This window comes from Pseudoflavonifractor sp. BSD2780061688st1 E11 (genome assembly GCF_005844125.1).
GTDB classification, from domain to species: domain Bacteria; phylum Bacillota; class Clostridia; order Lachnospirales; family Lachnospiraceae; genus Sellimonas; species Sellimonas catena.
In genome coordinates this window covers 16,594-37,634 of sequence record NZ_SPHM01000031.1, presented here as the reverse complement: position 1 = coordinate 37,634, position 21,041 = coordinate 16,594, and the positions used below count along the sequence as shown (strand labels likewise).

Below are 21,041 nucleotides of genomic sequence, written 5' to 3'. Positions count from 1 at the left end.
GCTTTCTTTTTACGATGATTTTACGTGTTGCAACTTCAGATTTGACATTCTCCTGTTAAACTTAAAAAAATCATAATTTGAGAAGGGAGAACGTCTAAATATGAAGAAACGACAGCTCAGTATAGCACTTGCAGCATTTTTAACCGCATCCGCAGTTGCCCCGGCAGCAGGCATGCCTGTGTCTGCTGCATCTTCCGGAAATACGGTTTTTATCAATGAAGTCGAGTCTGATGATCCGAATGGAGGGAATGACTGGATTGAGATAGTAAATACAGGAGATCAGGCCGTGGATATCAGTGGCTGGTTTGTCACAGACGACAAGGGTCTGGAACGGCTTACGAGCAATGAGACAAAGCAATTTCCAGATGGAACAGTGCTGGAAGCAGGAGCGGTAATGGTATTGGAGGACAGTATTGATTTTAGTTTTGGGCTTGGGAAAAGCGATACTGTTTCCTTGTACAACGCAAACAGCAGTCTGCAGGATACCTACAGCTATGAAGGACATGCTTTGGGAACTTATTCCAGAGTACCAGATGGGACAGGAGAGTTTGTTGATCAGAGTTCTACAAAGGGAGCGGTAAATGTTACCGCACAGGAACCAGGAGAAGGGGAAAACGGCGAATCCGGACAGAATATGACGGCGCTTGTGATAAATGAAATCAATTCCTCTCCGGATGACTGGGTAGAACTGATGAATACAGGAAATGAAACCATTGATCTGTCAGGGTGTGAAATTCGTGATAATTCCGATGACCATCGGTGGAGATTTTCGGAAGGTTCCACGATAGAACCGGGAGCGCTGCTGGTGGTTGATGCTAAAACAATGGGAAGAATTTATAATGACCAGACAGACACGTTTGAAGAAAATACGTTTGAGGCAGCAATCGGAATCGGGTCTGCGGATTCTATCCGACTTTATGATTCACAAGGGACTCTTCTAGATGAATACTCCTGGACTGAACATGCTTCATATGAAGGAGATGCGGCTCAGGCTTCTTATGGAAGATATCCGGATGGAACAGGAGCATTTGCACTCACAAAAGAGACAAAAGGACAGGCGAATGAATGGTATGCTCCATCTGTTGTAATCAACGAAGTAGAATCGAATGGTGACAGCACAGACTGGGTAGAAATCAAAAATACAGGAGATACTGCGGTAGATATTTCAGGATGGTACCTGTATGATAATGATCCGGTAGGACATGCGTCCGATATTACTCCTGTAGCGGAAGGAACGATCTTAAATCCGGGAGAATACTATGTTTTTGAAGGAAACCGTGACTTTTTATTCGGTTTGGGGAATGAGGACAAGGTATCCATTTATAACAGCGAAGGCGCGGCTGTTGCTGAATACAGCTGGACGACTCATGCAGCGGGAGTATATGCAAGAATTCCGGACGGGACAGGAGAACTGACGGATTTCCAGACTTCCACTAAAGGAGAGGCGAACCTGATCGTGAATCCCGTGGTGCTTAACGAAGTGCAGTCCAATGATCCGGATGGAGGAGCGGACTGGGTGGAACTGGCAAACCCGACACGGGAAGCGTTAGATGTTTCCGGAATTGTTATCAAAGATAATGATGATTCGCATGAGTATGTAATACCGGAAGGGACGACCATTCCGGCAGACGGGTATCTGGTGATTGATGACCTGAATTTCGGACTGGGAAGCGATGATTCTGTCCGTCTGTACGAAGATGGAAATCTGATTGCGAACACTACATGGACCGGGCATACAAGTCCGACCTGGGGACTTTATCCGGATGTAAACGGACAGGAGTACAGGAATACGCAGGAAGCAACTCCGGGAGCAGCGAATAAGTTTGCGGATATTCCGGAAGTAATCGCATGGCCGGGAGCAGAAGAGGTTACCGTATTTGATACAGAATCTACATTTCTGGAAGATTCTTCAGGACTTGACTTTTTTGGAGGACAGTTGTATGCGGTAGATAACGGAACCGGAAAATTCTGGATTCTGGATGTTGCAAAAGACAGCACATTAAGCTTTGCGAATGGATTTGAAGAAGGAAAGAGGATTCGTTTTCAGAAAGATGCATCTGATCCGTCTGCTGCCGGACCGGATGCGGAAGGAATTACAGTAGATGGAGCCGGACTTGTTTATATTGCATCGGAGCGTGATAATAGTCAGAAGGGAATCAATTATAATTCTATTCTGGTGGTAGATCCGGACACAGAAGGATCAGACCTGACAGCAGTCAATGAGTGGGATTTGACGTCTTCTCTGCCGCAGGTATCTGCAAATATGGGAATTGAAGCAGTCGAATGGGTTTCTGACACGGCTATAACAGGAAAACTGTTTGACCAGAATACAGGGTCTGCATTTGACCCGGCAGACTATCCGGATGCGGTCGCTGATGGTGTATTTTTCGTAGCTTTGGAAGATAACGGACATGTTTACGCCTATGTATTGAATGAAGATGGTACATCTGTACAGATTGCAGATATTGATTCCAAACTTGGCGGTGCCATGTCACTGGACTATGATACTTACGAAAATGTTCTTTGGGTGATGACGGATGACGGTTACGGTAATAGAGGAGCAAAAATCACTCTGAATGGAACGGAGACACCGGAAATTGTCCATGTACTTCCGCCGTCAGGTGTGGATCCCTCCGCCAATAATGAAGGCTTTGCCATTGCGGATGCTTCTTATACTGTAAACGGACAAAGGCCGGTATACCGGTTCCGGGATGGAGTTACATCCGGTGCACTGACAGTTGGTTCGTTGAATTGTGACTACAGTGAGACATCAGGAGATGATGGACAGCAGACTGGAGGAAATCAGCAGACCGGGGATAACCAGCAGACTGGTGGAAACCAGAACAGCGGAGACAAGAATGCCGGAGGAATGGATGCTCAGAATCAAAACTTTGCGGATCAAAATAAGACTGCCGTTTCTGAAAGTGATTCAGGAACACAGGCACCAAAAACCGGAGACAGCAGTAATGTACTTCTCTGGGCCGGAGCAGCCGTAATTTCTCTTGGAGGAGTAATCAGCGGCTTCATCATGAAAAAGAGACATTTTATGTAATGCTTTGTTAAAATAGCAGAAAGCTTCCGGGGTGAGTAAAAAAATCAGCTCATTCCGGAAGTTTTATTTCTGACAGAGATTCAAAAGAAATCACTGTTTCAGTTTCTCCGTCAGAGATGACAAGTTTCTGAAAGACAGAATCAATCCTGGTTACAATTCCTGAAACCTCTTTATAGATTCCAAGAGGTGGCGTGTCAGAATGGTGCATGTCCTCCTGAAAAAAACGAACTGAGAGAGAGCTTCCCTTTTCTACCCGAGAAAGGAGCACGGAAATCTGCAGAGACTTCTCTTCTGACAGAAGTTTTTTCGGGACCAGATTCTTTTTCCAGTCTTCCTCGGCGATTTCCTCTTCATATCCGCGCAGAGCGGCGAAAGGTGAGAAGATCTTTGCGCGGCCGGCAACGGGCATACGGGGATGCCTGTAGGATGGTTCCGGACGGGAAAGATGCAGAATATCCTGATATTTTGCAGTGACGATGCGTCCTTCTGCTGAATTTTTATAGTCTGTCATGGCAACATTTCTCCTTTTTATATGGCGGAAACAGATCAGGCCGTGTGGCCGCCGATCTGCCCGTTGCGCTCCCGCATGGTAGCGCCGTCTAAAAAGCTGGTACCTTTCAGTACCGCATTTTTTCCAAAGCGCTTCCGGATATCCAGCATGGATTCCTGAAGCTTCTTTTCTTTTTCCAGCTTCTTTGTGTCGGTAAACAGATTGAGCTGATATATGCCATCATCTTTTACCACCCGGTTTGCAGTGATTGTAATACGGCGCACCAGAAGACGGGGATCTGTGATCTGCTCAAACAGCTCTGAAGCTGCCTGGATCAGGCTGCCTGCCAGATTGGACGGAGGATCCAGACGGATCGTACCGTGTGCGCCTTTCGGAACTTTCCGGCCGTAGTGATCGATGTGAACTTCTCCGTGATATGAGCCGCTGTCGCAGTTTTCACGGTCATAGCCGATTCCCAGAGTCAGAGAATCCGTCGTCAGATTCTGTTCCAGAAGACGGTAGGAGAGACTTTCTGTCATCTCCTGGACGACGATCCGGGCTTTCTGATGGTCATAAGGGCAGGAGAGCACCTGGCCCTCACTGGTGCTGTTGTCCGAAGGGCGGTATGATTTAATATCCTGCATGGTGCACGGCTCGATCCCCCAGGCATGATCGATGAGGATTTCCGCATCAATACCAAATTCCTTGTAAAGCATATCTTCTTCTGTGAGGCTGGCCCGTGCCAGCTCGCCCATCGTATGAATCCCGTGCTTTTCCAGACGTCTGACGGTACCGGCACCTGTCTGCCAGAAATCGGTAAGCGGCTGATGATCCCAGAGAAGATACCGGAAAGATGCCTCATCAAGCTCGGAAATCCGGACGCCGTCCGGGTCCGGAGGCGTGCGTTTGGCAACGATGTCCATGGCAAGTTTGCAAAGGTACAGATTAGTCCCGATTCCCGCGGTGGCGGTGATGCCGGTGGCATAAAGGACTTCGCGGATCATTGCTTTGGCAAGGTCATGGGCGGACATCTGATAATGCTCCAGATAGGAGGTCACATCCATAAAGACTTCATCGATGGAATAGACATGAATGTCCTCCGGGGCAATGTATTTCAGATAGATGGAATAAATCTTTGCGGAAAGTTCCATATAGTAGGCCATACGGGGAGGGGCAACCAGATAGGAAACCGTAAGCGTCGGGTCCTGTTTCAAGGCATTTGCGTCAAAGGAAGGCTCTCCAAGAGACAGCCGTCCGTTTTGATTCAGTGCAGTATGACTCTGGATGGCGGCCTGAAGCCGGCGCGTATTGACTTCCTTGACCTTCTGAATGACTTCAAAGAGCCGTGCCCTGCCGGGAATCCCATATGCCTTCAGAGAAGGGGAGACGGCAAGGCAGATCGTCTTTTCCGTGCGGGATTCATCCGCCACTACCAGATTGGTGGTCAAAGGGTCGAGATGACGTGCTGCGCACTCGGCAGATGCATAGTAGGATTTCAGATCAATTGCGAGATAGGTTTTCATCTTGCGTCGCCTTCTTTCTTTTCAGAGTAACAGATTATACAGAAGCACTTCTTTCTACAAACCATCTTCCGACACGGCTTGGAAATAGAGGATCCGTACGTTCAAAAAACAGATGCTTTTCCTGACCGTGAATGACTACGGTATAACAGTCGCCCCGGGATAAAGCGGATGCAGGCCGGCAGTCCCGGACACTTTCGATGGGAAAGGTACGGCCGTCCGCCCAGGTGATGGCTGTCGGCTGCATATAGCCGGTGGCATCAAAAACGGAAGAAACACTGACATAAATGCGCTCTGTGGTATGTGGACCGGGAGCTGGACTGTGCAGGGGCTGATTCATACAAAGCGTCTCCTTTCCTGAAAATAGTGATCAAACAAAACAAACATATGTTCGAATTCTTCTGAGTTCATCATACTATAGAAAAACAGAGAATGTCAAGATGAAGAAACTTCCAGAAAAGAGAATCGTGTTCTGTTTTTCAGAAGAAAACCAATGGTTTCTTTTTTAACCCAAAGTTTAAAAAGCAGTTTATTGCTTTATGCAGCGGCAGATTGATATAATCAAAGCAGAACCGGACAACAGTTAGCGCGTATAAGGGGAAAAGAAAAATGAAAATCAATGAAATCATAAGAACAAGACGAATCTCGAAGCTTTTCGACCAGTGGGAGTACACTTCATATGTGGCACATTTTCAGTTATACTCAGCGCAAAAAGACTGGGTGAATACGCTGAAAGTTCTGGTGCCGATGCTGAAGTCAGTAACAAAGCGGTGGGATCTTAAGAAGTCCCCGCTTTACCAGCATATCCAGACAAAAAAAGTGGAGACTGAGGACAAATCCAGGATGAAGCAGATGTTGTTAAAAATGATCAAGGAAGATGAAGATACCGCATTTTTGCGGGAAAGAGACGAATTTCAGGATGCCGTCAAAGAAATAGAAGACGAAAACGGGGAATCATAAAAAAGCTTACAAAAACCCCGGTCGTCCGGCACGTGTGTACCGGATGACCGGGGTATATTTTTGCATTTTTCCTGTTGGTTATGCCTGCTGTCGTCGTTTCCCGGACCGGATTTTGATCAGATCGTAAATAGATACATAATGAAGTTCATCATTGTAAGCTGCTTCCGCATGGTAGGTGATCGGCAGCAGTCCGTTTGTCTCATTGTGAATCTCCACGCCGCGTTTCAGCCGTTCCAGAAACAGTTCTGTCTTTTCGTGGGAGTTTTCCCGGAAGATGGCGAGGAAAGTACGGCCGCTTTTTCTGCCGATAAAACACAGATCTTCCGCAGAAACCCGGAGAATATCCGCAAATTCCCGGAATACAGAATCTCCCGCCTCGTGCCCGTAAGTACGGTTCAGACGGTGGATATTATCAAAAGAAATCACCGCGCAGGAAATGTCATCTTCCAGTACTGTTTCAGAAAGCTTTACGAGTTCGTTTTTAAGTGCGGAAGTATTCGGAAGCCGGGTCAGAGCATCTGTCTGGGCCAGCTGGAACAGCCGCTGTTCTTTCTTTTTCTGACGGTTCCAGGAAATCAGATCGAAAGCAAGAAACGCAAGGCATCCGAAAAGCCCGGAAAAGAGAAAGATGGAATATTCCGTGGATAAAAAGTGTTCAGCACGGAGCAGAATACAAAACGCCATAAAAAAGAATACGATGAATATACCCTGTATCCATTTTAAAGCTCTATAAGATTTCATTACCAATCATCTCCTTTGGTGTTCCAATATCAAACCAGGTATTATAATTAAGTATAGAAAGAAAAAGTAAAAAATATGTGTTTTTTTTTCTTTGGATTTTATGAAAATCGTATCATAGTCTTGTGTCAAGTAAAATTTTAGATACAGGATGTTGATAACTATGTGGAAAGAGTGGATAACTTTGTGGACATGTCTAAAAAGCGTTTGGATAAAGCTTGGAGAATCTGTAGAAAAAAATAGTTGGTTTTCGACACGGGAAAGTGGATAAAGGGTAAAAAAGGAGGATAAAAAACCAGATTGAAGAAAAAGTTATCCACATAATAGGGAAAAGAGGGAATAAAAGAAAATAGAGAGGATATAGTATGGAAAAGCCCGATTTTTAAGAGAAACTGAAGGATAGATACTAATAAACCGGGGAAAGAAAAGAGGAAAAAAAGAAAGTTATCCACAACTTTATCCACATAAGGTGGACAGTTTTGCATGTGGAGAAAAACGGTGTGAATATCGTGGAAAAACAGAATCGGGATGTGTAAAAAGAAAAGTGCACGGAAAAGTGGATTTTTTTCACTTTCTTTCCGAAGATATGGTAAACTATAAGGTACGAAGAAAAACAGGGGAGACATATGATGAAAAGAAAAATGAAAAAAATACTGGCAGGACTGCTCTGTATTGCAGCGGTTACAATGCCCGCATCAGGAGTCAGTGCGGCGGATGCAGAGGAGGAGGCGAAGCAGTCCTATGCGCTTCCGGTTCAGAGTAATGAGATTGAAAACTGGCCGGAAGGTCCTGCAGTCTATGGAAAGTCGGCCATTGTGATCGATGCCGATACAAAGGCGGTACTTTATGCAAAGAATATTGATGATGAGCACTATCCGGCGAGTATTACGAAAGTGATGACAGCACTTCTGGCGGCGGAAAATGGAGATCTGGAGACTGGACGGGTGACGATCTCACAGGAAAGCGTGGATTTCCTCGAACCGGGGGACGCTTATATCGGGATGCGGCCGGGAGAGGAGATATCCCTGACGGATGCGCTGTACGGGGTACTCCTGGCATCGGCAAACGAGGTGTCCTACGCGGTTGCGGAAAATATCGGCAATACACTTTCAGGAACCGGAACGGGATATGAAAAGTTTGTGGCGGCCATGAATGACCGGGCCGGGGAGCTTGGTGCCACCCATACGCATTTTGTCAATCCGCACGGCCTGCAGGATGAAAATCATTATACGTCGGCACATGATATGGCACTGATTTCGTCAGAGCTGTTTTCTCATCCTGAGCTCATGGAAATCATGCAGACATATGAGCATACGATTGGACCTACCAATCTGGAGACAGAGTCCCGGACATTCCAGCAGAGGCATGAGATGCTGGTCAACTGGAACGATCATTATTATGAGTACTGTGTCGGAGGAAAAACAGGATATACTGATGAGGCCGGAAATACACTGATTACTCTTGCGGACAACGGAAAAATGCACCTTGTCTGCGTGGAGATGGAGACAAGAGGCCAGCACATTTATGATGATACAAGAAGTATTCTGGATTACGCGTTTGAGAATTTCACCAGGCAGGAGGTAGAAAGCAGTGTTCTGGAGCAGGCACAGGAAGAAGCACATGCAACTGTCACGGAGACAGAACCGGTTTATGTAAGTCTTCCGGCTGACGCTTCCCAGGAAGACCTGAAGTTTGAGACCGGAGAAGAAAATGGAGAGTCCATGCTGTATCTGACGTATGAAGGACAGACTGTCGGCAAAGCAAAAGCGGATGTCGATGAGAAAGCCGTGGCCCGGAAGGAAAAAGAAGAGCAGGGAACAGCATCGGTTCTGGACATCATCAAAAATGTATTCGAGGGAAGACAGTGGATCGTGATCGCAGCGGCAGCGGCTGTAATCATTGTGGCAGTTGTGATTCTGATTCTGGTATTCCGCAGAAGAAGACGGAGATCGTTCCTGAGGACGAGCAGACGGCAGAAGCGTCTGGAGCGTCAGAGACGGAGAAGAATGAAGAGAGCCGCCAGAAGAAGCAGAAGGCGCGGAAGGAAAAGATGGTAAAAATACTTGACGCATACGAAAACTATCAAGTATAATAAACGAAGTATGGGACAGACCATACATAAATATATCGAAAAAGCGATGACGAAGAGAGTAAGACAGATGTCAAAAGCCTTCAGCGAGCCGGAGATGGTGTGAGCCCGGTGTAAGTAGACCCTGCCTGAAGATCACTTCCGAGCTGCAGACGCTGAACGGGAATCCTACTAAGCGCTGCCGGTATTCTGCCGTTACCAAGAGCGCATATGAACGTATGCAGTAACAGGTGGTACAGCGAAAGATTATACTCTCGTCCTATTACGGACGGGAGTTTTTTTCTTAGAAAAATTCTAAAAGGAGAGAAGAGCATGTATCAGAAAGTTTCAACCGATTTGAAATTTGTTGACAGAGAAAAAGAAGTAGAAAAATTCTGGGAAGAAAACCATATTTTTGAAAAAAGTATGGAAAACAGAAAAGAAGGCGAGACATACACGTTCTATGACGGACCTCCGACGGCCAACGGAAAACCGCACATCGGACATGTCCTCACCCGTGTTATCAAAGATATGATTCCGAGATATCAGACGATGAAAGGAAAGATGGTTCCGAGAAAAGCAGGATGGGATACCCACGGACTGCCGGTAGAACTTGAAGTGGAGAAACTGCTTGGACTGGATGGAAAAGATCAGATCGAAGAATATGGTCTTGAGCCGTTCATCGGTAAATGTAAAGAGAGTGTATGGAAATATAAAGGTATGTGGGAGGACTTTTCTGCTACAGTTGGTTTCTGGGCGGACATGGAGCATCCGTATGTTACCTATGACAATGATTTTATCGAGTCCGAGTGGTGGGCATTAAAGCAGATCTGGGAGAAAGGACTTCTTTACAAAGGATTTAAGATCGTTCCTTACTGCCCGCGCTGCGGAACACCGCTTTCCGCGCAGGAAGTAGCGCAGGGATACAAGGACGTAAAAGAGCGTTCCGCAATCGTGCGTTTCAAGGTAAAAGATGAAGACGCTTATATTCTTGCATGGACAACAACGCCCTGGACACTGCCGTCCAACGTGGCTCTCTGTGTAAATCCGGACGAGTCCTATGTGAAAGTAAATGCAGCTGACGGACGTGTATATTATATGGCAGAGGCACTTCTTGATCAGGTGCTCGGCGGACTTGCAAAAGAAAAAGGCGAAAAGGCCTATGAAATTGTAGAGCGCTATACAGGAAAAGAGCTGGAAGGCAAAGAATACATTCCACTCTATGAAGGAGCTGCAAAGGCAGCAGAAAAGCAGAATAAGAAAGCATTTTACGTGTTGTGCGACACCTATGTTACACTGACAGACGGAACCGGAGTCGTTCACATTGCACCGGCATTCGGTGAAGACGATGCCAAGGTGGGACGCCGCTATGATATGCCGTTTGTACAGTTTGTAAACGGAAAGGGAGAACTGACGGAGGAGACACCGTTTGCGGGTATCTTCTGTAAAAAAGCAGACCCGATGGTTCTTGAGGATCTGGACAAGAGAGGACTTCTCTTCTCAGCTCCGAAATTTGAGCACAGCTACCCGCACTGCTGGAGATGCGACACTCCGCTGATCTACTACGCAAGAGAATCCTGGTTTATCCGCATGACAGAAGTCAAAGATGACCTGATCCGCAACAATAATACGATCAACTGGATTCCGGAAAGCATCGGTAAAGGACGTTTCGGCGACTGGCTGGAAAACGTTCAGGACTGGGGCATCAGCCGGAACCGTTACTGGGGAACTCCGCTGAATATCTGGGAATGTGAATGTGGACATCAGCATTCCATTGGAAGTATCGAAGAGCTGAAATCAATGTCCGACAACTGTCCGGACGATATTGAGCTTCACCGTCCATATATCGATGACGTGACGATTAAATGTCCAAAATGTGGAAAAGAAATGCACCGTGTGCCGGAAGTAATCGACTGCTGGTTTGACAGCGGATCCATGCCGTTTGCGCAGCATCACTATCCGTTTGAGAATAAAGAACTGTTTGAGCAGCAGTTCCCGGCAGATTTCATCTCCGAAGCGGTAGACCAGACAAGAGGATGGTTTTACTCTCTGCTTGCGATTTCCACACTGCTCTTCAACAAGGCGCCGTATAAGAACGTCATTGTTCTTGGACATGTGCAGGATGAAAACGGCCAGAAGATGAGTAAGTCCAAAGGAAACGCGGTTGATCCGTTTGAGGCTCTTGAAACTTACGGAGCCGACGCGATCCGCTGGTACTTCTATGTCAACAGCGCACCGTGGCTTCCAAACCGGTTCCATGGAAAGGCAGTCCAGGAAGGACAGCGTAAATTCATGGGAACACTGTGGAATACGTACGCATTTTTCGTACTGTATGCGAATATTGATGAGTTTGACGCTACAAAATATAAACTGGAATATGAAAAACTGTCCGTCATGGACAAATGGCTTCTTTCCAAACTCAATACGCTTGTAAAGACGGTAGATGACAATCTTGCCAATTACCGGATTCCGGAGACTGCAAGAGCACTGCAGGAATTCGTAGATGATATGAGTAACTGGTATGTCAGAAGATGCCGCGAGCGTTTCTGGGCAAAAGGAATGGAACAGGATAAAATCAATGCGTATATGACACTGTATACAGCGCTTGTGACAGTATCAAAAGCGGCGGCTCCGATGATTCCGTTCATGACAGAAGAGATCTATCAGAATCTCGTAAGAAGTCTTGATCAGAGTGCGCCGGAAAGCATTCATCTGTGCGACTTCCCGGAGGTAAATGAGGCGTACATCGACGCGGAACTGGAGCGCTACATGGACGAAGTTCTGAAGATCGTTGTAATGGGCCGTGCATGCAGAAATGCGGCTAATATCAAGAACCGTCAGCCTATCGGCAAGATGTTTGTCAAAGGTGTGGAGGAACTTCCGGAATATTACAGAGAGATTATTACAGAAGAGCTCAATGTAAAAGAAATGGAGCAGACAGAGGATGTCCGGGCATTTACAACCTACACATTCAAACCACAGTTAAAGACAGTCGGACCAAAATACGGAAAGCTGCTTGGCGGTATTAAGAAAGAGCTCGAGACTCTGGACGGCAATCAGGCAATGGATGATCTTGAGAGCAATTCCGAACTGAAATTCACAGTTGATGGAAATGAAGTAGTTCTTACAAAAGAGGATCTGCTCATTGACATGACACAGACAGAAGGATATGTATCTGAAAGCGATTATGGAATTACAGTTGTTCTGGATACCAATCTGACACCGGAACTTCTGGAAGAAGGATTTGTGCGTGAAATCATCAGTAAGATCCAGACGATGAGAAAAGAAGCCGGTTTCGAAGTGACAGACAAGATCCATATAACATATACTGGAAGTGAGAAAGCAGAAACTGTTTTCGCAGAGAACCGACAGGAAATTTCAGAAGATGTTCTTGCTGTATCCATGGAAAAAACAGAGCCGGCAGGCTATGTAAAAGAGTGGAAAATTAACGGCGAGGCTGTTACGATTGGAGTGGCAAAAGAAAACTAATCATCAGACATTCAAAATGTTCAGGAAGGAAAAGGAAGATGTACAGTAAAAGATTTGAGAAAGAAGCTTTTAAAGAGGAAGTAAAGAATAATATTAAAAACCTTTATAGAAAAACAATCGAAGAAGCAACCGGACGGCAGATCTTTCAGGCAGTTTCCCTTGCCGTAAAAGAGACGATCATTGATTACTGGCTTGCGACGCAGGCAGAAATGGAAAAAGAAGATCCAAAGACAGTATATTACATGTCCATGGAGTTCCTGATGGGAAGGGCTTTGGGCAACAACCTGATCAATATGACTGCTTATAAAGAAGTCAAAGAAGCGCTGGATGAGATGGGAATCGATCTGAATGCGGTAGAGGATGAGGAACCGGATCCGGCTCTTGGAAATGGTGGTCTCGGAAGACTTGCGGCCTGCTTTCTTGATTCCCTTGCGACACTGGGGTATCCGGCCTACGGCTGCGGAATCCGTTACCGTTACGGCATGTTCAAGCAGAAAATCGAGAACGGATATCAGGTGGAAGTACCGGACAACTGGCTCAAGGACGGCAACCCGTTTGAGATTCGCCGTGATGAGTACGCAAAAGAAGTCCGTTTCGGAGGAGATGTACGAATCGAATACGACCCTGTGACGAAACGAAACAATTTCATTCAGGAAAACTACAGCTCTGTTCTTGCTGTACCGTATGATATGCCGATTATCGGATACGGAAATCATGTAGTCAATACACTGAGAATCTGGGATGCGGAAGCAATTACGGACTTCCATCTGGACGCGTTTAACCGCGGTGATTACAGACATGCGGTGGAACAGGAAAATCTGGCAAAGATGATTGTAGATGTGCTTTATCCTTGTGATGACCACTATGCAGGAAAAGAATTACGTCTGAAACAGCAGTATTTCTTCATCTCTGCCAGCCTTCAGGCGCTGCTGGTACGGTATAAGAAGAAACATGACGATGTCCGCAAACTTCATGAGAAAGTAACCATTCAGATGAATGATACCCATCCGACACTGGCAGTTGCAGAACTGATGCATCTCCTGATTGACCAGGAAGGACTGGAGTGGGATGAAGCATGGGATGTGACGACAAAGACAGTTGCCTATACGAATCATACAATTATGGCGGAGGCGCTGGAAAAATGGCCGGTTGATCTGTTCTCCAGACTTCTTCCTCGTATTTACCAGATCATCCAGGAAATCGACCGCAGATTTATTGAGCAGATCCGCGCAAGATATCCGGGCGATGAAGGAAGAGTAGCAAGAATGGCTATCATCCGTGACGGTCAGGTGAAGATGGCACATCTTGCCATTGTAGCGGGATATTCTGTAAACGGTGTGGCAAGACTTCACACAGAGATTCTCAAACATGAGGAGCTGAAAGATTTCTACGACATGATGCCGGAGAAATTCAATAATAAAACAAACGGAATTACCCAGAGAAGATTCCTCATGCATGGAAATCCGCTCCTTGCAGACTGGGTGACAAAGCGCATCGGAGATGGATGGATTACCGACTTGTCTCAGATGAGCAGGCTGAAAAAATATGTGGATGATCCAAAAGCGCTTGCGGAATTCCGTGAGATTAAATACCAGAACAAGCTGCGCCTGGCAGAATATATTAAGAAATATAATGGAATTGAAGTGGATCCGAGATCGATTTTTGATGTGCAGGTAAAACGTCTCCATGAATACAAACGTCAGTTTTTGAATATTCTTCATGTGATGTACCTGTACAATCAGATCAAAGATCACCCGGAGATGTATTTCTATCCGAGAACGTTTATCTTCGGCGCAAAGGCAGCGGCAGGATATGTCCGTGCCAAGGAGACAATCAAGCTGATCAATTCTGTTGCGGATGTCATCAACAATGACAAGAGCATCAACGGAAAGATCAAAGTTGTATTTATCGAAGATTATCGTGTATCCAATGCAGAGATCATCTTTGCGGCAGCAGATGTCAGCGAACAGATTTCCACAGCATCCAAAGAGGCATCCGGTACCGGAAACATGAAATTTATGCTTAATGGTGCTCCGACTCTTGGAACCATGGATGGTGCCAATGTAGAGATCGTTGAAGAAGTTGGAATTGAAAATGCATTTATCTTCGGACTTTCATCCGATGAGGTTATCAACTTTGAGAACAACGGCGGATACAATCCGGCAGATATTTACTTTAATGACTGGGACATCAAACGAGTCGTTGATCAGCTGATCGACGGAACGTACTCCAATGGAGACAGGGAGATGTACAGAGATCTCTACGATTCACTTGTCAACACACACGGTCAGGAACGTGCGGACAGATACTTCATTCTGAAAGACTTCCGTTCTTATGCAGACGCACAGAAACGTGTGGAAGAAGCATATAAAGACAGAGAAGGATGGGCTAAGAAAGCGCTCATGAATGTTGCATGCTGCGGCAAATTCTCTTCTGACAGAACGATTCAGGAATACGTAGATGACATCTGGCATCTGGACCACATTAAGGTTGATGCATAATTCGCCTGCAAAAAGGACAGGAATAAGAATAAAAATCCTCTCATACGTTGTATGGGAGGGTTTTTTATGCTTCGGAAATGGAAAAAATATGGCTGTATTTTGTTTCTTCTGATTGCGCTGCCATATGTAATCACGATTTTTATCAACGGGCCGATGCGCCTGGCGCCTCCACGGCAGGAGGAAACAGAAGTAATGGTGCAAAGCGGGGAAGATGACAGGCTTTTGACCATGTCTCTGGACGCGTATGGAATGGGCATGCTGGCAAAAGAGATCTCGATGGAGATGGATATAGAGACGATCAAAGCGCAGGCGGTCATTGTGCGGACCGGGATCTACAAAAAGATGACAGAGCAAAAAGAAGGAGAAGAACTTGTTTTTACCGATCATTTTTATACAGTGGACGAAATGGAAAAAGAGTGGAAGAGCCATATGCAGGAATATTATGAGAAGCTTTCAAAAGCGTGGAATGAGACGAAAGAAAGAATTCTTGTCTATGAGGATCATCCGGCATATACACCGTACTGCCGTCTGACAAATGGAAAGACAAGAGATGCGAAAGAAGCACTCGGAACGGATCAGTATCCGTACCTGAAAAGTGTAGACTGTGCGGAAGACAAGGATGCGGAGGATGCGTTTCAGTCAAAAGAAATCGATGGAACCGGGTATGAAATCACAAAGCAGGACAGCGCCGGATATGTGCTGGAGATCAGGCAGGGAGAAGAGATAATGGATGGAGATACGTTCCGGGACCGGTGGGAGCTTGCTTCGTCCTGCTATACATTGAAAGAAGAAAATAAAAAAACGACCGTCATCACTCAGGGTATCGGCCATGGACTTGGAATGAGCCAGAATATGGCCGAATCCATGGCGAAAGAGGGAAAAGACTACAAAGAGATTCTGAATTATTTTTTTGAAGGAACTGTCTTAAAAGAAGTTGCGGAAATTTTGAAAGACACAGAATAAGCTTCCTGGTTTCTGGCAAAGATAATGCCAGAGGTGATGAAGATGAACAACAATAAGCGCGCTCCTAAAAAACGTCGGGGAGCAAAAATCGGGCTGGCAGTCTGCATGGCGGCAGCAGTAGTTCTGACGGGTGTCTATACATTTCAGCAATACAAAAGCAATGTTAAAAATGAGATGGCAAAGATTGAGGAGGAAAGCCGTCAGGAGCTGGAAGAATACCAGAGCGCAGATGCGGGGGATGTAATCAATGATTCTACAGACGATGTGACAGAAGAAGGAGTATCTGATTTTTCCGGCAGCGGTATTTCTGAAGAGGCAGAGGATCCTGCATCCTCCGGCACAGATGCGGCAGATAACGGTACAGCTTCCGGCGGGACGACATCCCAGAGCGGAACTTCCGGCACGGACAGTACCGCAAACGCAGTAGATTCAGACAGCAGTACGATTGATTCCGCGGAAACGGCAGGGGCCGGCAGCGAGATCAATTTCAGCGAGGGCGACAAGCTGATCTGGCCGGTCAGCGGCGCGGTTCTGATGAATTACAGCATGGACAAGACCGTGTACTTTGCAACACTGGAGGAGTATAAATACAATCCGGCTCTGATTATCGGAGGAGCTGTCAACGATCAGGTCATTTCCGCAGGAAAAGGAATTGTCAAATCCATCGACAAAACGCCGCAGGAAGGAACGACCGTTACAGTAGACATGGGAAACGGATATGAGGCCATCTACGGACAGCTGCAGAATGTACAGGTCAAGACCGGGGACAGCGTAGAAGCAAAAACCGTGCTCGGCTATCTGGCGGAACCTACCAGATACTACAGCGTAGAAGGGTGCAATCTGTACTTTGAATTCCGCAAAGACGGACAGCCGATTGATCCGTTACAATATTTAAGCGAATAACATCCAGGGGCGGCTCTGACGGAGAGAGTGCCCCTGGATTTTTGGTGCAGGTCTGAAAACGTATGTGACTAAGAGAAATAAATATGCTAAAATCAACTTATAATGCCAGGGGAAAGGAGTCGGAGAGACGGCAATGAGTAATTGGAATGATGCAGAAGTCGTAAAGCAGCAATATGCAACTGAAACAAATTTGAATATAAGAATCGCTATTCACGAAAAATATTCAACGAATAAAATGGGGTTTGGAAACTGGATCTTTTCTAATTATGAAATTTCTGATGGGATGAAAGTGTTAGAATTGGGATGCGGAACAGGAGATATGTGGAAAGACAAAGAAGCAATGATTGCTTCCTGCTCAAAATTGGTACTTTCTGATTTTTCTGCTGGTATGGTCAAGGTTTCCAAAGAAACTGTCAGCATCCATGATAATGTTGAATACCAGGTTATTGATATTCAGGATATACCGTTTGGGAACGAAACATTTGACATCGTAATTGCCAATATGATGCTGTATCATGTGCCGGATTTACATAGAGCGTTGACAGAGGTAAGGCGCGTGTTAAAAAAGGGTGGAAAATTTTATTGCGCTACTTATGGAGAACATGGTATTACAGAATATCTCACGACATTATTTTCTGAATATGGGGTTGAAGACAGCATAAATAAAAATTTCACACTTCAAAATGGGTACGAAATACTAGGAAAAGTTTTCTCAAAAGTTGAGAAATTAGAATATGTGGATTCGCTGCAAGTAAGGGAAGTGGACGATATGGTCGAATATATTTATTCGTTATCCAGCATGATGCCGTTGCGGAATGTGCCTAAGCAGGATTTTAAGAATATGTTACTTCAACATACTTCCAATGGCATATTACATGTGCCGAAAGAATACGGGATGTTTCGAGCGGAGTAGAAATGATTGCAAACGGCGGAATCATTTGATAACTATTGTCAAATTCTGTCGGAGAAAATATGTTTGACAGTTCTGCCCTGGTGTGATAACATAAATTGGTCAAAATTGAAAAGCAAAGCAAAGATCATATGGTTTTCCTGTTTCAGAATTAAACAGGCATATGGTCTTTTTTATTCTGTGGAAGAAGGAGAGAGAAAATGGAAAAGACGAATGAGTTTATGAAGACCGGAAAGGTATTTCCGCTTCTGATGTCCATGTCGGTCCCTATGATGCTTTCCATGCTGATTCAGTCGCTGTATAATATTGTCGACAGTATTTATGTATCAAGGCTTGGAACGGACGCTTTGACGGCGGTTTCTCTTGCGTATCCGCTGCAGAACGTGGTGACATCGGTGGCGGTCGGAATTGGAGTCGGAATCAGTTCGGCCATTGCGATCCATCTTGGGGCCGGAAGGCAGGAGAAAGCGAATAGGGCTGCGACTATTGGAATTGCGCTGACGGTGATTCACTGTATTTTATTTGTGATTCTTGGACTGCTTGTCACAAAACCGTTTCTTGCGATGTTCACAAAAAATGAAGTGATTGTGGATTTGGCGTGCGATTATACTTATATTGTACTGTGTCTGTCCTTTGGGTGCCTTTTGCAGATTGCCTTTGAGAAGATTTTTCAGGGAATCGGTGAGATGAAGATTACGATGATTCTTCTTGCGACCGGGGCGGTCATCAATATCATTCTGGATCCGATTATGATTTTCGGACTTCTCGGCTGTCCGGCCATGGGAGTAAAAGGCGCGGCATACGCTACGGTTATCGGCCAGATTACGGCGTTTCTGCTCTATATTGTCGTATATAAGAGACGGCGGTTTGCCGTTCAGATCCATCCGAAGTATCTGAAGCTGGATAAGGCAATGATCCGGCAGATTTACAGTGTAGGAATTCCATCCAGTATTATGCTGACGCTGCCATCGGTTCTGGTCAGTGTGCTTAACCGGATTCTGGGAGGATTTTCGGATGTGTATGTGGCGGTTCTGGGAGTTTACTATAAGCTTCAGACTTTCATTTATATGCCGGCGAATGGAATTGTGCAGGGAATGAGGCCGCTGATCGGCTATAATTATGGAGCGGGAGAAAAAGAGCGGGTGAGAAGCATTATCCGGTACAGCCTGTTATCCGCAGGATGTATTATGCTGATCGGTACGGTGCTGTCGCTTACTGTTCCGGGACAGATTTTCGCGCTGTTTGATGCGGAAGAGTCTCTTCTGCAGGCGGGAATTACGGCGCTTCGGATTATCTGCCTTGGATTTCTGGTTTCCACTATCGGTGTGATTTATTCCGGAGTTTTTGAGTCGATAGGAGAGGGAAAGCATTCTCTTGTAATTTCGCTCTTGCGGCAGTTTGTCATCACGATTCCGTGTGCATTTTTGCTGTCCCGCGTTTTCGGACCTGCAGGGGTGTGGATATCTTTTCCAGCCGGAGAAGTCATCGCTGCAGTGGCGGCGGTTATTCTTTTGAAGCGGTTTAAAGAGGGAGCATATTCACCTTTTTAGGAGGAAACATGGAGGAGAAGAAAGAAACGATCCAGAAAAATTATACTTATATTCTGAAGTGCAGTGACGGGACACTTTATACCGGATGGACCAATGATCTGACAAAGCGCCTGAAGGCCCACAACGACGGCAGAGGCGCCAGATATACGAAGACGAGACGTCCGGTTGCGCTTGCCTACTATGAGAGCTTCTGTTCAAAAGAAGAGGCGATGAGGCGGGAATATGAGATCAAACATCTAACACGGAAAGAAAAGGAAAAGCTGATTGAAAATCAAAAAGAAAACCCGGCCTGATGTCAGATCAGAGCCGGGTGAGAAGACTGTGCGTCATGCATGGTCTTTTATTTTGCGATCAGGTTATTGCGGTAAGGTTATTACAATACGAAGGCGTACATCACAATAAAGTGGCACATGCTTCCACCCATGACAAAGAGATGGAAAATCTCATGGGATCCGAAATTTTTATGCCGGTTATTGAAAATCGGAAGTTTCAGCGCGTAGATAACACCGCCGATTGTATAAATGATACCGCCTGCAAGAAGCCATCCGAATGCTGCAGGAGAAAGGGTATTTAAAATCTGGGTGAAAGCAAGGACGCAGGTCCAGCCCATTCCAATATAGAGAACGGAAGAAACCCATTTCGGACAGAATACCCAGAAGGCTTTCAAGATAATTCCCACAATGGCAATACCCCACACGAGAGCAAGAAGGATGGTTCCTGTCCGCCCTTTTAACGTAATCAGGCAGATCGGGGTGTAGCTTCCGGCAATCAGGACGAATATCATCATGTGGTCAATTTTTTTGAGAATCGTATTTGCCCTCTCAGAGAGATCAAACGTATGGTAGGTGGTGCTCGCCGCATACAATAAGATCAGGCTGAGTGCGTAAATACTCAGGGAAATCAGATAAATATGATCCGGCTCCCTTGCGGCCTTGATCAACAGCGGAACTGCAGCAAAAATAGCCATCAGCATTCCGATAAAATGTGTAATGGCGCTTCCTGGATCTTTTAAATGTCTGCTATGTCTATTCATAAAACTACCTCCTGTCTGAACATGCTGAAAAAACAACATGTAGTTTTCGATACTACGTAATCTATATGCTAATATTATATCCGATATTCCAAAAAATCAATAGTAAAATTGCGAAAGAAAAATAAAGATTTGAACAGAAAATATTTAAAATCCACAACTGGACTGGTTAAAAATAATAAAACTGGATGTTTTAAAGAATCCAGTTTGGTGATAATATGAGGCAAGAAACAGAGGAAAGAGGGCAGAATTATGAATCAGAGACATCAGACAACAACTAAACTTGCGCAGACCGCGATTTTCGCGGCAGTGTGTTATGTAGCATTTGCGTTTTTGCAGATAAAAATTCCGGTTCCGGGCGGCGATGCGACGTCGATCCATGCAGGAAATGCATTTTGCGCGCTGGCGGCGCTGATCCTTGGGGGCGGTTACGGAGGGCTGGCCGGAGCAGTCGGCATGACAATCGGAGACCTCCTGGATCCGATTTATATTGTAGGAGCACCGAAGACATTCGTGCTGAAATTCATGATTGGTCTGATTGTCGGGCTTGTTGCGCACAGAATCGCCAAGATCAACGACAGTACCGATAAAAAGTATGTGATGAAATGGAGCACACTGGCATGCGTGGCGGGACTTGGATTTAATGTAATCGCAGATCCTGTTGTGGGATATTTTTATAAGCAGTACATTCTCGGACAGCCGCAGCAGATGGCGGAGACACTGGCCAAGATCAGCGGGGCGGCGACACTGATCAATGCGGTCGTATCGATCGTGCTTGCCGGACTGCTTTACAATGCGGTTCGCCCGGTTCTCTTAAAGAGCGGGTTGATTACGAAAGAGATAAGAAGGACAAAGGCGGTATAAGAA

The 21,041-nt window shown here is 45.7% G+C and carries 17 protein-coding genes; 12 read left to right on the top strand and 5 right to left on the bottom strand.

Translation table 11 applies throughout. The features are described from left to right. Window positions 1–100: 100 nt before the first annotated feature. Window positions 101–3,052: a lamin tail domain-containing protein gene (locus FGQ85_RS13285; protein WP_138373698.1), complete on the top strand. Its 2,952-nt coding sequence runs from the start codon at window positions 101–103 to the stop codon at window positions 3,050–3,052. A gap of 49 nt (window positions 3,053–3,101) precedes the next feature. Here FGQ85_RS13285 and FGQ85_RS13280 read toward each other — a convergent pair whose 3' ends face one another. Genes FGQ85_RS13280 through FGQ85_RS13270 form a run of 3 tightly spaced genes read right to left on the bottom strand, consistent with a single transcriptional unit; the run spans window position 3,102 to window position 5,402 of the window. Then, the gene (locus FGQ85_RS13280; RefSeq protein ID WP_087251902.1) at window positions 3,102–3,563 is read right to left on the bottom strand and encodes a hypothetical protein; all 462 of its coding nucleotides are present in this window, start codon (window positions 3,561–3,563) and stop codon (window positions 3,102–3,104) included. A 35-nt stretch (window positions 3,564–3,598) separates the two neighbouring features. Then, window positions 3,599–5,065, bottom strand: coding sequence for a DNA methylase (locus tag FGQ85_RS13275; protein ID WP_138373697.1), 1,467 nt, complete (start codon window positions 5,063–5,065; stop codon window positions 3,599–3,601). Window positions 5,066–5,099: 34 nt separating this feature from the next. Continuing rightward, on the bottom strand, window positions 5,100–5,402 hold the full coding sequence (locus tag FGQ85_RS13270; RefSeq protein ID WP_138373696.1) for a hypothetical protein: 303 nt from the start codon (window positions 5,400–5,402) through the stop codon (window positions 5,100–5,102). Between the two features lie 269 nt (window positions 5,403–5,671). Here FGQ85_RS13270 and FGQ85_RS13265 point away from each other — a divergent pair, with 269 nt between their 5' ends. Further along, window positions 5,672–6,022 carry a hypothetical protein gene (locus FGQ85_RS13265; protein WP_138373695.1) on the top strand — a complete coding sequence of 117 codons (351 nt, stop codon included), beginning with the start codon at window positions 5,672–5,674 and terminating at the stop codon, window positions 6,020–6,022. Between the two features lie 78 nt (window positions 6,023–6,100). On the opposite strand, the gene FGQ85_RS13260 is transcribed toward FGQ85_RS13265, so the two are convergent. Continuing rightward, window positions 6,101–6,763, bottom strand: coding sequence for a GGDEF domain-containing protein (locus FGQ85_RS13260; protein ID WP_138373694.1), 663 nt, complete (start codon window positions 6,761–6,763; stop codon window positions 6,101–6,103). A 623-nt stretch (window positions 6,764–7,386) separates the two neighbouring features. Between FGQ85_RS13260 and FGQ85_RS13255 the strand changes: the two genes are divergently transcribed. From FGQ85_RS13255 to FGQ85_RS13220, 9 genes are all read left to right on the top strand, one after another. After that, window positions 7,387–8,817, top strand: coding sequence for a D-alanyl-D-alanine carboxypeptidase family protein (locus tag FGQ85_RS13255; protein ID WP_138373693.1), 1,431 nt, complete (start codon window positions 7,387–7,389; stop codon window positions 8,815–8,817). Between the two features lie 6 nt (window positions 8,818–8,823). Next, window positions 8,824–8,955 (top strand): hypothetical protein, encoded by a 132-nt coding sequence (locus FGQ85_RS19035; RefSeq protein ID WP_255396377.1) that lies wholly within the window; start codon window positions 8,824–8,826, stop codon window positions 8,953–8,955. Window positions 8,956–9,161: 206 nt separating this feature from the next. Then, a complete protein-coding gene (gene ileS / locus FGQ85_RS13250; RefSeq protein ID WP_138373692.1) occupies window positions 9,162–12,317 on the top strand; it encodes an isoleucine--tRNA ligase in 3,156 nt (1,051 codons plus the stop codon). Window positions 12,318–12,355: 38 nt separating this feature from the next. Beyond that, on the top strand, window positions 12,356–14,818 hold the full coding sequence (locus tag FGQ85_RS13245; RefSeq protein ID WP_138373691.1) for a glycogen/starch/alpha-glucan phosphorylase: 2,463 nt from the start codon (window positions 12,356–12,358) through the stop codon (window positions 14,816–14,818). Window positions 14,819–14,884: 66 nt separating this feature from the next. After that, entirely contained in the window at window positions 14,885–15,781 is an 897-nt protein-coding gene (locus tag FGQ85_RS13240) for a SpoIID/LytB domain-containing protein (protein WP_171027966.1), read from the top strand. A 42-nt stretch (window positions 15,782–15,823) separates the two neighbouring features. After that, complete coding sequence (locus FGQ85_RS13235) at window positions 15,824–16,684, top strand: peptidoglycan DD-metalloendopeptidase family protein (RefSeq protein WP_138373689.1); 861 nt, start codon at window positions 15,824–15,826, stop codon at window positions 16,682–16,684. A gap of 133 nt (window positions 16,685–16,817) precedes the next feature. After that, window positions 16,818–17,597: a class I SAM-dependent methyltransferase gene (locus FGQ85_RS13230; RefSeq protein ID WP_138373688.1), complete on the top strand. Its 780-nt coding sequence runs from the start codon at window positions 16,818–16,820 to the stop codon at window positions 17,595–17,597. 197 nt (window positions 17,598–17,794) lie between these two features. Continuing rightward, window positions 17,795–19,144: an MATE family efflux transporter gene (locus FGQ85_RS13225; RefSeq protein WP_138373687.1), complete on the top strand. Its 1,350-nt coding sequence runs from the start codon at window positions 17,795–17,797 to the stop codon at window positions 19,142–19,144. Window positions 19,145–19,152: 8 nt separating this feature from the next. Then, the gene (locus tag FGQ85_RS13220) at window positions 19,153–19,437 is read left to right on the top strand and encodes a GIY-YIG nuclease family protein (RefSeq protein ID WP_087166543.1); all 285 of its coding nucleotides are present in this window, start codon (window positions 19,153–19,155) and stop codon (window positions 19,435–19,437) included. Between the two features lie 80 nt (window positions 19,438–19,517). On the opposite strand, the gene FGQ85_RS13215 is transcribed toward FGQ85_RS13220, so the two are convergent. Then, on the bottom strand, window positions 19,518–20,177 hold the full coding sequence (locus FGQ85_RS13215; protein WP_138373686.1) for a hemolysin III family protein: 660 nt from the start codon (window positions 20,175–20,177) through the stop codon (window positions 19,518–19,520). Between the two features lie 249 nt (window positions 20,178–20,426). On the opposite strand from FGQ85_RS13215, the gene FGQ85_RS13210 reads away from it, so the two are divergent. Next, on the top strand, window positions 20,427–21,038 hold the full coding sequence (locus FGQ85_RS13210; protein WP_138373685.1) for an ECF transporter S component: 612 nt from the start codon (window positions 20,427–20,429) through the stop codon (window positions 21,036–21,038). Window positions 21,039–21,041 lie beyond the last annotated feature (3 nt).

What these genes read in the sequence shown, in the direction of transcription:
- FGQ85_RS13280 (WP_087251902.1), bottom strand. Translation starts at nt 3,563, where the DNA reads ATGACAGACTATAAAAATTCAGCAGAAGGACGCATCGTCACTGCAAAA.
- FGQ85_RS13220 (WP_087166543.1), top strand. Translation starts at nt 19,153, where the DNA reads ATGGAGGAGAAGAAAGAAACGATCCAGAAAAATTATACTTATATTCTG.
- FGQ85_RS13230 (WP_138373688.1), top strand. Translation starts at nt 16,818, where the DNA reads ATGAGTAATTGGAATGATGCAGAAGTCGTAAAGCAGCAATATGCAACT.
- FGQ85_RS13260 (WP_138373694.1), bottom strand. Translation starts at nt 6,763, where the DNA reads ATGAAATCTTATAGAGCTTTAAAATGGATACAGGGTATATTCATCGTA.
- FGQ85_RS13285 (WP_138373698.1), top strand. Translation starts at nt 101, where the DNA reads ATGAAGAAACGACAGCTCAGTATAGCACTTGCAGCATTTTTAACCGCA.
- FGQ85_RS13225 (WP_138373687.1), top strand. Translation starts at nt 17,795, where the DNA reads ATGGAAAAGACGAATGAGTTTATGAAGACCGGAAAGGTATTTCCGCTT.
- FGQ85_RS13270 (WP_138373696.1), bottom strand. Translation starts at nt 5,402, where the DNA reads ATGAATCAGCCCCTGCACAGTCCAGCTCCCGGTCCACATACCACAGAG.
- FGQ85_RS13265 (WP_138373695.1), top strand. Translation starts at nt 5,672, where the DNA reads ATGAAAATCAATGAAATCATAAGAACAAGACGAATCTCGAAGCTTTTC.
- FGQ85_RS13275 (WP_138373697.1), bottom strand. Translation starts at nt 5,065, where the DNA reads ATGAAAACCTATCTCGCAATTGATCTGAAATCCTACTATGCATCTGCC.
- FGQ85_RS13215 (WP_138373686.1), bottom strand. Translation starts at nt 20,177, where the DNA reads ATGAATAGACATAGCAGACATTTAAAAGATCCAGGAAGCGCCATTACA.
- FGQ85_RS13245 (WP_138373691.1), top strand. Translation starts at nt 12,356, where the DNA reads ATGTACAGTAAAAGATTTGAGAAAGAAGCTTTTAAAGAGGAAGTAAAG.
- FGQ85_RS13255 (WP_138373693.1), top strand. Translation starts at nt 7,387, where the DNA reads ATGATGAAAAGAAAAATGAAAAAAATACTGGCAGGACTGCTCTGTATT.
- ileS (WP_138373692.1), top strand. Translation starts at nt 9,162, where the DNA reads ATGTATCAGAAAGTTTCAACCGATTTGAAATTTGTTGACAGAGAAAAA.
- FGQ85_RS13240 (WP_171027966.1), top strand. Translation starts at nt 14,885, where the DNA reads ATGCTTCGGAAATGGAAAAAATATGGCTGTATTTTGTTTCTTCTGATT.
- FGQ85_RS13235 (WP_138373689.1), top strand. Translation starts at nt 15,824, where the DNA reads ATGAACAACAATAAGCGCGCTCCTAAAAAACGTCGGGGAGCAAAAATC.
- FGQ85_RS13210 (WP_138373685.1), top strand. Translation starts at nt 20,427, where the DNA reads ATGAATCAGAGACATCAGACAACAACTAAACTTGCGCAGACCGCGATT.